The 11373-nt window shown below is 58.5% G+C and carries 11 protein-coding genes; 3 read left to right on the forward strand and 8 right to left on the reverse strand.

Features of this window, described 5'->3' with window-relative positions; translation table 11 throughout:
- Window positions 1-476: 476 nt before the first annotated feature.
- Window positions 477-2210, forward strand: coding sequence for a hypothetical protein (locus tag VFE46_00005; protein HZZ26355.1), 1734 nt, complete (start codon window positions 477-479; stop codon window positions 2208-2210).
- Window positions 2211-2385: 175 nt separating this feature from the next.
- A complete protein-coding gene (locus tag VFE46_00010; protein ID HZZ26356.1) occupies window positions 2386-3489 on the forward strand; it encodes a trypsin-like peptidase domain-containing protein in 1104 nt (367 codons plus the stop codon).
- 20 nt (window positions 3490-3509) lie between these two features.
- On the opposite strand, the gene VFE46_00015 is transcribed toward VFE46_00010, so the two are convergent.
- The 5 genes from VFE46_00015 to VFE46_00035 all read right to left on the reverse strand — a co-directional run bounded on the left by VFE46_00015 (window position 3510) and on the right by VFE46_00035 (window position 8562).
- Window positions 3510-4079 (reverse strand): hypothetical protein, encoded by a 570-nt coding sequence (locus VFE46_00015; protein HZZ26357.1) that lies wholly within the window; start codon window positions 4077-4079, stop codon window positions 3510-3512.
- A 6-nt stretch (window positions 4080-4085) separates the two neighbouring features.
- Window positions 4086-5414: a beta-ketoacyl-[acyl-carrier-protein] synthase family protein gene (locus VFE46_00020; protein ID HZZ26358.1), complete on the reverse strand. Its 1329-nt coding sequence runs from the start codon at window positions 5412-5414 to the stop codon at window positions 4086-4088.
- 218 nt (window positions 5415-5632) lie between these two features.
- On the reverse strand, window positions 5633-6859 hold the full coding sequence (locus tag VFE46_00025) for a hypothetical protein (GenBank protein ID HZZ26359.1): 1227 nt from the start codon (window positions 6857-6859) through the stop codon (window positions 5633-5635).
- Window positions 6860-7055: 196 nt separating this feature from the next.
- Entirely contained in the window at window positions 7056-8309 is a 1254-nt protein-coding gene (gene fabF / locus VFE46_00030; GenBank protein ID HZZ26360.1) for a beta-ketoacyl-ACP synthase II, read from the reverse strand.
- 16 nt (window positions 8310-8325) lie between these two features.
- Complete coding sequence (locus VFE46_00035) at window positions 8326-8562, reverse strand: acyl carrier protein (GenBank protein ID HZZ26361.1); 237 nt, start codon at window positions 8560-8562, stop codon at window positions 8326-8328.
- Between the two features lie 289 nt (window positions 8563-8851).
- On the opposite strand from VFE46_00035, the gene VFE46_00040 reads away from it, so the two are divergent.
- A complete protein-coding gene (locus VFE46_00040; GenBank protein HZZ26362.1) occupies window positions 8852-9184 on the forward strand; it encodes a hypothetical protein in 333 nt (110 codons plus the stop codon).
- A 131-nt stretch (window positions 9185-9315) separates the two neighbouring features.
- On the opposite strand, the gene fabG is transcribed toward VFE46_00040, so the two are convergent.
- The 3 genes from fabG to rpmF all read right to left on the reverse strand — a co-directional run.
- Window positions 9316-10089 (reverse strand): 3-oxoacyl-[acyl-carrier-protein] reductase, encoded by a 774-nt coding sequence (gene fabG, locus VFE46_00045; protein ID HZZ26363.1) that lies wholly within the window; start codon window positions 10087-10089, stop codon window positions 9316-9318.
- A 129-nt stretch (window positions 10090-10218) separates the two neighbouring features.
- Entirely contained in the window at window positions 10219-11127 is a 909-nt protein-coding gene (fabD, locus tag VFE46_00050; GenBank protein ID HZZ26364.1) for an ACP S-malonyltransferase, read from the reverse strand.
- A gap of 100 nt (window positions 11128-11227) precedes the next feature.
- Window positions 11228-11373 (reverse strand): 50S ribosomal protein L32 (rpmF, locus tag VFE46_00055; protein ID HZZ26365.1); only part of this gene is annotated, 146 nt, incomplete at its 5' end.

Consider the following 11373-nt stretch of genomic DNA (forward strand, 5'->3'; position numbering starts at 1 on the left):
CTGCTCCGCGATGGTGCCCAGCGAACCACCGACAAACTTTGGCAACTCTGCGGCAAAGTACTCGATCTATTCACCGAAAGCGAATGCCGCAACTACCTCCAACACTGTGGATGCCGCTACAATTAACCGACGACGGCACTAACGTGCAGTTCCGCATCAAGCGCGGCGGGCGTGATCATCCGCTGTTAAAAGTTAACGGTTGCGCGATTTGGCTTTATCCGCTCGATTCGACTAGGCGAAGTCGTTCGATCGCACCGTATCTAACATTCATGCGATGTCTGCAGGCGGTATGCTGTCGCCATCAAAACTTTTCTTGATTGGTCCGATTATCTTAGACGGCCTTATTGTTAGCGGCAGCACATTCGGGGCAGGCGGTCCCGGATAAAGTCACGGCAAAAGCCTCGGCGCACATCACTTCCAAACCATTCCTGCTCGCGCCTCCGCCAAAATTTACCTGTTCCGGAGATTCTGCCACCATGTTTTTGTTCGCGCGACAGGGAATTCGGTATACGTTGAGTCTAACGCTTGGGTTGGCGCTACTACCGGCAGCTCCAGTTCGATCGGCTGAGCCCGCAGGGCAATCCTCCTCGATCGATTACTCCGTTGAGCTCACAGCACAGGACGATGCTGGCGCTTCCCCTGCCGTCGTTCCGAATTCGACGGCCACAGGCGACACCACTCTCGGGCACGATGGAAAACCTCTCACGCCGGAGTTGCAGTATTTGGGAGCGAAAATTCGCCGCACCTTGGCGACGTACGAACCCAAGCACTTGAATGCGCGTGACAATACGTGCTGGGAAGTCATGCACGGCCTAATTGCCTTTGGCCCGCGCACAGAAATCTATCGCGACGGCCCCGGCGGCGTGACGGTCAACGCAATGGGCTGGCTGTGCTGGGGTGGTCGCTGCCAAGGCCAGCCGCTCCTCGTACTGGAAGAGGACCATCCCCACGCTTTGTATGGCGTTGGTTTAGAAGGCCACGATGGCCAATATTTGGCAATGCTAGCTCAGTGGCGTGTACGCCCGGAAAGCCCCATGCACATTGGCGGCAAAGATTTCACCGTCGCTGATCTCATTCAAGAAGAAAAAGACACTTGCCAAAGCGGCACGGAGCTGACGTTCAAGTTGATCTCGCTGGCGCACTATCTTCCCAGCGATGCTCAATGGTCTAGCCGCAATGGCGAGCAATGGGATATTCCGAAGCTGCTAAAAGCGGAAATCGATGCTCCCATTCACGGCGCTACGTGTGGCGGCTCACACCGATTGCTCGGCATTGCCAACGCCGTGAAGGAACGCGCCAAGCAAGGTCAGCCCATCGACGGCGAATGGTCCCGCGCGGCCAGATACATTGCCGACTTCCAGCGCTACACCCTGGGGAGCTTGCAAAACCCTGACGGCAGCTTCAGCACCGAATGGTTTAACGCTCCGGCAGATCGCCCCGGCGATCTCGACCGCAAATTGCAAACCACCGGCCACATGCTGGAGTTCATCGTGTGGTCGCTGCCCAGCGATCACTTGCGCGATCCGCGTGTCATCAGAGCCCTCGATTTTCTGTCGAACACTTTAGAAGCCAACCCCGACAAAGCGTGGAGCATTGGCCCTTTAGGGCATGCCTTGCACGCGCTGCTGGTTTATCACGAACGAATGTTCAACCAGCCGTCGCTCGCGCCGTTGCCGCTTGCGGCCAGCGCTGCACCGAGTGACAAAGCTGCTGCCACCTCGTCCCGTGTTTCCGAAGAGCCATCGTTGCTGCCAGATGTCGGCAGCAGCAACCTCACCATGTCAAAATTGCAAAAAGCGGTCCAGCGGCCCAAGCCGCCCCATTCGGACGACAGCGCGGCCGCAGCGCAGCCTGGAGCGAAGCCAGGATATTCCTTTGCGACCGACAGCGGCAGCAAAGCGACCAATAAACTCGACGCGGCGAAGCAGCCGACTGCTGAAACGAAGCCTGCCGCGAAAACGCCCACGGCCAAGGAAATTGCCGATGCCTCCGACGGCTGCACCGATTCGATTCCAGCGCTGGCAGCGCGCGTTTCGACTTTGAGACTTGCACTGCGAGACGTGGTCTCGGCCCTCAACGAGTCCGCGAAGGCGCCGCCGGCTGCTCAACCGGCAATAGCGCCGCCGGCAGCAGCCCCAACACTGAACGCGCCCACCTTCCCCAGTGACGCTCCGTTCGACCGTCCCGGAACGAGCAAAGTTGGGCCGTAATTCAAGCTCCGCATCGAAGCTCAGCCTGCGCAGCAGCCCGGTCTGCTTGGTGAAATGGCGTGTCCAGGCAGCCATTGCATCACATTCCCGCCTAAGCTGGCCGCTGCTTGACGCCTTGCATAGCATTCCTTCGTAGTCCGATTTCGACCCGCGAAATATTACGAAGGGTGTTTCCATGCGTGCCCGCGCCCCCAATGCCGAACAACTGCTGCGCCTCATTCAAGCCGATGCCGACGATCATGCTGGCTTCAACGCCTCTTCCCGCGATCTGCCTCCGCCCCACGGCACGCCGCAGTCCGCTAGCGGCTCAACCGGCGCATCGCCAACCGCTGCCACGAGCACCAGCGTGGTCGACGACGCCAATCTGCTCGATGCCTATTCGCAAGCCGTGGTTCGGGTGGTCGAAACCGTGGGCCGCGCGACCATTGGCGTCATGCCGCCGCGCGATCAGCGCCAAGGAGGCCAAGGTTCCGGCTTTGTCGTCACCCCCGACGGATATGCGCTGACGAACAGCCACGTGATTGGCGGCCGCAGCAAGTTGACGGCCACCACGCACGAAGGCGATCGGCTCGATTGCGAAGTCATTGGCGACGATCCCGCCACCGATTTGGCGCTGGTCCGTTTGGCGGCTCGCGATTTGCCGTTGTGCTCGCTGGGCGATTCCGACGCGCTGCGCGTGGGACAGTTGGCGATTGCCATCGGTAACCCGTTGGGGTTCGAATCAACCGTTTCCACTGGCGTAATCAGCGCGCTGGGGCGCAGCATGCGCTCGCAGCATGGCCGGCTCATCGAAAGCGTCATTCAACATACCGCCCCGCTGAACCCAGGCAACAGCGGCGGCCCGCTGGTCGACAGCCGCGGGCGCGTAGTCGGCGTGAACACGGCGGTGGTGTTCATGGCGCAAGGCCTGGGCTTTGCCGTGCCTGCCAATACCGCGCGCTGGGTGATCGGCGAACTAATCACCCACGGGAAAGTGCGCCGTCCGTTTTTAGGAATTTCGGCCACGGTGGCGGCCATCGAGCGCCGGCTGGTGCGCCAGCTCGATTTGCTTTCCGACCGTGCCGTGGAAGTGGCGGCGTTGGAACCGTCCGGGCCGGCCCAGCGCGCCGGCATTGAACCGGGGGATTTCATTGTGTCGGTCAACGACCGTTTGGTCAGCAGCGTGGACGATTTGCACCAACTGTTGTCGCGCCTGCCGGTCGATAAACCCATTACGCTGTCGCTGTTGCGCGGGCCGCGCCTGCTGGAGATTCAGGTTCAGCCGGCGCTGGGGCAATAATTTTTACGCTTGGCGCCGATTCACTTCGCTTCAAACTTTAGCATCCGCCAGTTGGCGTCAGCGCCGGTAGAAGTGATGCGATGGTATTCCATCGGGTACCCATAGTGTGGCTCGAACAAGCCGCGGGGGAAAACTTCTGGGGCCGACATTTCTGAATTTTGCGCATCCACGGCGGCAGGCTGTTGCGCCTTCTTGCTCAGCTCAGGCATGCAGACTTCCACGTCGCGGCGGATGATGCCCAACATGCCAGGCACTGACCAATCGTCCCATAAATGCTGACGAGTGGGATGGCCGTTCAGGGTCATGGCCGTCACCTCGTTGTGACGCGCTTCCACGTGAACCTGGCCGGGATTGACGCCGGTTTGCTCCAGGTCCAAATCGTAGTCGGCCGGACCGTTTTTGGCCCAGCGCTCGGCCGCCGCGTTGACATCGTCCAGGGTAATGGGCGGCAACTTTTCGCGCCGGATGATGGTTAGCGCAGCCACAACTCCGACAATCGCAACGACGGAGCCCAATACCATTCCCAGGGCAATGCTGCGCAGCCGGCTTGACCCCCGACGCTGGGCGCTGTGTCGGGGCAAATTCCACATGCGTGCCTACTCCATCGCTTGCACCAATATGGCGCTGGCTTGCCCCTGCGGCGTCACGCTCAAATTCAAGAAAGAGCGGCCCGGATCGGCGCGGCCATTTTGGGGCGCCGCCACGGCAATGGGGCACTCCGGATCGGGCGTTTCGTAGTTCAAAACGGGGAATAATTGCCCGTGGGCCAGCGCCAACACACTGGCGATGAGTTCGATCATGCCGCTGCCGGCCCCCAAGTTGCCGAAATAGCTTTTGGCCGCCGTCACGGGAACTCTATCGGCCGCCGCGCCAAACACTTCGCGAATGGCTTTCGCTTCGTCTATATCGCAACTGCGAGTACTCAAGCCGTGGGCATGAATGTGGCCCACTTCACTGGGCGATAGGCCCGAAGCGCGCAAACAGTTGCGCATGACATTCGCCAGCGCGGAGTCGCGGTGCGCCACGCAATTTCTGTCGGCGACGTGAGACGACCCGTGCCCCACAATTTCGGCCAGAATAGTGGCCCCTCGCGCTTTGGCCGTGGCCAGCTCTTCGATGACAATCGCCCCGGCCCCTTCGCCAATCACCATGCCGGTGCGGTTTTTGTCGAACGGTCGGCTCGCCTTGGCCGGCTCCACGCCATTCCCGGCCAGCTCTTCGGTTTGCACCGCGTGAATCGTTTTCATCGGATGCACGCGGGTACCGGTGGCCCCCACAACCATAATATCTGCGCTGCCGCGGAGGATGGTCCGATATGCTTCCCCGATGGCTAAATTAGCGGCGGCCTCGCGATGGGTAATCGAATTGTTCGGTCCCCGAAAGTCGTTGTAAATGGCCACGTGGCTGGCGGGCATGTTCGGCAAATACTTCAGCAACCAGAGCGGCGAAAGCTGCGGCATGCCCTCGGTCGCCCAGCGGGTGTAATCGAACAGGCCGTCGGCACTGCGGCATTTGTTAATGCCCGCGCTAAATTCTTCGGGCAGCGTAAGCATGTAATCGGCGCCGAACAGACATCCGGTGCGGTCGGGGTCATACTTTCCGTTGCCCACGGCCAGGCCGGCATCGGCCACGGCCAATTGAGCCGCAGCCACTCCCATTTGGCATTCGCGGCACATAACTTTCAGCCCTTTGCGGATCGCTTTTTTCTGCTCCTTTTCCAGCGGACCAAAGTTTTCGATGTCCCCCGTGAATTCCCGGACTTCGGCCGCCACGTGCGTGGGCAAATACTTCGACGGCACGGCTTCCAGCGCGCCCACGCCGCTGCGCCCCGAGCTCAGGGCCTCCCACAAAGCCTGCTTAGAGCTTCCGACGGGGCTGATTAAACCCAAACCGGTAATGACGATGCGTCGTGCAGATGCAGGCATAAAAACAGCATCCGACTGGCGATTGAAACCAGCCGCCGAAGCTAAACTCAGATTTCCAAAATGGAATTGGCAGCAAACTCCGCCAAAATCAACTCAACCAATATATCGTGCCCAGTTTACCGGGGCAATCGGGCGTCGGTTGATGGCGCTAAGGGCCCGCTGCACAGGACAACCTCCGCGATCACAAGTTCATCCCGTTTCATTTCTCCATAACTCTGTTACCGCGGCACCGTTGCAGATGCCGGCGGCAAATTACGAGTAATGCTGGGAGGCTTCCCCTCGACGCCGCGGTTCTCGACCACGACCAACAAATCGGCATGGCTGTCGGGCGTAACCAGTGGAATTTTCACGCCGGTTGGCTCTTGGGGGGTGGGCACCGGAACGATGCCAAAGCCGATTATCAACACCATGTCGGTCGGCCAATGGAATTTTTCCGCAAAGCGAATCGTATTCATTTGCGGCACTTGAATTTTTGTCCGTTGGCGGGGTGCGGCCTGGGTGGGCACATCCAGCGTGACCGAGGTCATCTTTTCCACCTGGTCGATGTTGCACTTCACCACCGCATCGATCATTTTGCCGTCGAGCGACAACAGCGGTTTGAATTCCAACGAGAAGCCCTCTTCAATTTGCCCCATTTCCGGCTGAAAGCCGGGCCAAATTTCGGGCTTCATAATCACGTCTTTGATGTAATTTTGCGGACGCGATGCGGCCACCACCGTGGCCTGCCCGTTTTGCACCAGCACGTGCGGCGAGCTGTGCTCGCGGAAGTCAGTTCGCTTTTGCAATTCGGCGAACATCATGGCGGCATCTTCTTTCGACAACAGCCAGGCCTGCACACCTTGGCTTTGCACCGGCACGGGCCGCAACACCTGCTGCATTTTGGCCCGCCAATCGGGACTGCCCAGGGTAATGAGCCGAATGCCAAATGCTTGCGCTTCGACCTGGTTTTGACTGTTGACGAAGCGATCGACAATTTCGGAAACCTGCTCCTGCATTTGCGGCGTGTGATAAACCTTCAGCGTGCGGCCATTGGCGCACAAAATTCCCACCGGCTCGCTGTGCCACGCGTCGTAGCCGGTTTCGCGCAAAATCCAATCGACAATGGCTTGCTCCGGGCGGTTCGTGCTCGTTACGCGCAAAGTGTAAGGGGTAATATCGTATTCGCGCCACACCTGGCCGGCATCATTGGGAAGCGTGCCGGTGCCACCTGTAACTTTGGCAATGGCTGCCCGCGGTGCGCTCGACATCGGCTGTAAATTCGCAGAGCCCGCCATGCCGGTAGAAGCTGCCGCGCTAATTCCGGGCGCGCGCCAATTACTTACCGTTCCACCGTTCGCGCCATCGACCAGCGGCGGCGGAGTGGCCGGCGCTTGTGCAAACACCAACCCCATTCCTCCGCTGGTGAGCGCAATCACCAGGGTCCACAATTTCCAACGGCGAATCATGTTTCACCCTCCTTGCACCGCAAAGATCCAATTCGTTCAGCCTGCGCGGCAGCCGGGAAGCACACCATCGGCTTACACCGCTGGCGCAGAGAGGCGGGGAGAATAGCGTTACCGGGAGAGCGGGGCAAGGGCGAACACCCCAGGGCAGTAAATCGCCCTTAGGGCGATGACAGCATCGCGGGCACCTGGGAGCCGGCTACGCTTTCCCGTTGCGATATTGCCCCACTGCCAGGCAGGCGTTGTGGCCGCCGAAGCCAAAGCTATTGCTAATAGCAGCGGTAAATTTGCGATCCCGGGCGTGCTTGGGGGTGTAATCCAAATCGCATTCCGGATCAGGATGATCCAAATTGATGGTCGGCGGAATTTTTCCGTCGCGCAGGGCTAAAATGCTGAAGATTAATTCCACGCCGCCGCTGGCGCCTAGCAAATGCCCCACTTGGCTTTTCGTGCTGGAAATGCTCGTTTTTTTCGCGTGCTCGCCGAAAATTTGTTTAATGGCTCGTGTTTCCGCCAAATCGCCCAGCGCGGTGCTGGTGCCATGGGCGTTAATGTAACCCACATCGGCAGGATTCAACTGGGCATCGGCCAACGCCATTTCCATCGCTTTGGCGGCGCCGGTTCCATGCTCGTCGGGCTGGGTAATATGCCCACCATCGGCGCTGGCGCCATAACCTAGCACTTCGGCCAGGATGGTCGCACCCCGGCGGCGAGCATGCTCCACTTCTTCGAACACTAAAATTCCGGCCCCCTCGCTAAGCACGAAGCCATCGCGATCTTTATCGAAGGGCCGGCTCGCTTGTTGCGGCGCATCGTTTCGTTCCGAAAGTGCCCGCATGTTTTGGAATCCGGCAATGCTGATGGGCGTAATGGCCGCTTCGGCGCCGCCGGTAATCATTACGTCGGCATCGCCATGCTGAATGGTGCGGAAAGCATCTCCCATGGCGTTGGCGGCGCTGGCGCAAGCGGTGGCCACGGCCGTGTTGGGTCCGCGCAGGCCATATACAATGGATAAATAACCGCTGGCGGCGTTGACCATCATTTTGGGAACCAGAAACGCCGAAACCCGATCAGGCCCTTTGCTTAACAACCGCCCTAATTGCTCTTCAATTTCGTGCAGGCCGCCGATGCCGGAGCCGATAATCACGCCGCACCGGAACGCATCTTCCTTCGTGAAATCAATGCCGCTTTGCGTGACCGCGTCCGTCCCCGCCACCAGCGCAAATTGCGTGAAGCGGTCGAGCCGCTTGTGATCTTTGGGCGACATGTACTTTTCGCTGGGCGCCCAATCGGAAATTTCGCCGCCGAACTTCACTTTGAACCGCTCGGTGTCGAACAGGGTAAGCGGACGAATGCCGCTGTCGCCGCGCAGCACGCGCTGCCACACTGTTTCCACCTGGTGGCCCAGTGAACTGACAATTCCCAGGCCAGTGACCGCGACACGGCGATTCATAAGAGGACGCTCTTACTTACTTCTGCGTCTTTTCGATGTACTCGATGGCCTGGCCAACCGTTTGGATTTTTTCCGCGGCATCGTCGGGAATGTTGACGTCGAACTCTTCCTCCAGTTCCATCACCAACTCCACCTGATCCAGCGAATCGGCGCCCAGGTCGTTGACGAAGTTGGTTTCGGCCGTAATTTGATCCTTGCTCACGCCTAATTGCGTGGCCACAATATCGATGACTCGTTCGGAAACAGTTGCCACCTTAAACATCCTCCTGCCACGGGCAATCAATAGTTCGACAACCCCAACTTACCGCCCCCAGCCGGGATTGTAAGCCCCGCAATTTCCCGGGCTTGGAAAACAGTGGAAGTTGGGTAAAACGCTTGAAAATAGAGAGTTTACTAGGGGAAGGTCAAGGTATACCGGCTTATTGGCCCGTTGTCTAGCCTAAGATAACCAGCCGGCCGACCACCTTTTTTGAAAATGTTGCCCCTCGGCGGCAATTAAAATAGAACCATCACACATCACTCTTCTCTTCCAGGCAGCAATCATGAACATAAAAAAGAACCGAATTCTGGCAATTTTTGTGGCGGCGCTGCTCCTCAGCGGCTTGAGCTTTCTGATTCTTTCGGCCACGGCCCAAATTCCCACGCCGACAAAATCCCCCGCCGATGACGCTTATCAGAGAATTTTCGAAGACCAAATCGCCCGCACGAAGCGCTACGAAGGCCTGCTCGCTCGGCAGGAAGAGCTGATGAAGCGACAAGAAGAACTGATGAAACACCAAGACGAGGGCGCCGTTCGCTTTATAAGCATTTGCGAAAAGTGGGACAAACAGCAGCAGCAGTACCAAAAGTATTTGGACGGCTTGGGGAAGAAATGAAAATTGGGTGTCTGCTCCTGGTGCCTAGTGTCTGGTGTCTGATGACAGACTTAAGCGGACGCGCAACTTCAAACCAAACACGTAGAAACCAGACACTCAGACCACCAGATTACCAGGCACTCAGACAACATTCACATAATCATTCCGCCGTCAATGGTAATGCACTGCCCGGTGATATAGCTGCTGGTGGGCGAGGCTAAAAACAACACCACGTCGGCCACTTCGTCGGGCGTGCCCAAGCGCTTGGCGGGAATGCGCGTTTTCACTTGCTCTTGCAGCACTTCGCCCAACGCCGCGCTCATTTCACTTTCGATAAAGCCCGGCGCAATGGCGTTCACGGTCACTTTGCGGCTGGCCAGTTCTTTGGAAACGGTGCGCGTGAAGCCGATGATCGCCGCTTTCGACGCCGAATAATTCGCCTGCCCTGGATTGCCAATCAACCCCGAAACGCTGGCAATGTTGATGATTCGCCCATACCGCTGCGACATCATCGGCCGTGTTGCCGCTCGGGTGAATAAAAATGTGCCGCGCAAATTGGTGTTCAGCACGTCGTCCCATTGCTCGTCGCTCATTCGTGGCAGCAAAGTATCGCGGGTAATTCCGGCATTATTCACCACAATATCGAGCCGATTCCATTTTTCGGCGAGCGATTCCACCAATTCCGCCACGGCTTTCCCGTTCATCACGTCGCAAGCAAACGCTTCGGCCTGCCCGCCGGCCGATTGAATGGCCGTCACGGTTTCCGCCAGCTTGGCGGTATCGCGCGCGATGCACGCCACTTTGGCTCCGCACCGTCCTAGTGCCAAAGCAATCGCTTTGCCAATCCCGCGCGAAGCGCCAGTCACTAGGGCCACTTGCCCGCTCAAATCGACTGCGAATTTTTTCGTGCTAACTTCGTGCGGCATGTTCACTCCCATTGAGTCTCAATTTGCAAATGCCAATGAATGTCGAATGACCAAGCACCAACGACCAAACTTGCGGACAGCTTTCCGTAAGCTCATTGCTCATTGGTCATTGGGATTTGGTCATTCCATTTATCCGTCCATCGCTCCCACGCATTCCACCTTTCGCTCAATCCGCTTTACCAGGCCGCGCAACACTTTGCCGGGCCCAACTTCGTAAATTTTCACCACCCCCTGCCCCACCATCCAGCGAACCGAATCCTCCCACAGCACAGGGCTGACTACTTGCTGCACGAGCAAGCGGCGAATTTCCTCCGGATCATCATGCGGCCTGGCGTCCACGTTGGAAATGACTGGAATGCTTGGCTGCTTGAGGTGCACGTTTTTTAACGCAGCGCTCAACCGTTCCTCGGCCGGCTGCATCAGCGGCGTGTGAAATGCCCCGGCCACCGCCAGCGGCACCGTTTTCATCGCCCCTGCCGTCATGGCTGCTGCCGCAATGCGCTCGCAGGCCGCTTTCGCGCCCGAAACCGCAATGGTGCCTGGACCCAACAAATTCGCCACCTGTAACACTTCGCCTTGCGCACACTCCCGGCACAACTGTTCGATTTGTTCACGGTTCAATCCCAAAATGGTGACCATGCCACTGGGACAAGCGTCGGAAGCCGCCTGCATGGCCAGGCCGCGCTCCGCCACCACCCGCAGAGCGTCTCCGAAATCCAGCACACCGGAGAAAAACAGGGCGGTATATTCGCCCAAGCTCAGGCCGGCCGTGTAGCGACAATTCTCAACCACATCGGACTCGCGCTCATTCATGACCGCCAGCGCAGCCACCGAAGTGACAAACAACGCCGGTTGGCTGTAGACCGTAGAATTAAGCTTTTCGGCCGGTCCTTCGAAGCAGATTTTCGCCAAGTCGTAGCCGAGAATCTCGTTGGCCTTCTCGAACACCATTTTCGCTTCCGGCGCACTAGCTGCCAATTCGCGCCCCATCCCCACGGTTTGTGCGCCTTGACCGGGAAAAAGAAATGCGGTGGACATGGGCAGGCACCTGGGGGGTCTGGTCGTCTAGTAGTCTGTGTGTTGGGTCATCTTATGGAGCGAGCCAACAGATCCCCAAACACTCAGACGAGCCACCCTCCTACTCTTCTGCCTCCACCACAGTGCGCCCCATGTAATGCCCGCACTTGGGGCAAATGGTGTGCGTGGGAACGGCCTGGCCGCACTGCGAGCAGTACGTCAGTTGCTTAGGATGCTTCTGATCGTGCGCCCGGCGGCTGCGGGTTT

The sequence above is a fragment of the Pirellulales bacterium genome (assembly GCA_035656635.1).
GTDB lineage: Bacteria > Planctomycetota > Planctomycetia > Pirellulales > JADZDJ01 > DATJYL01.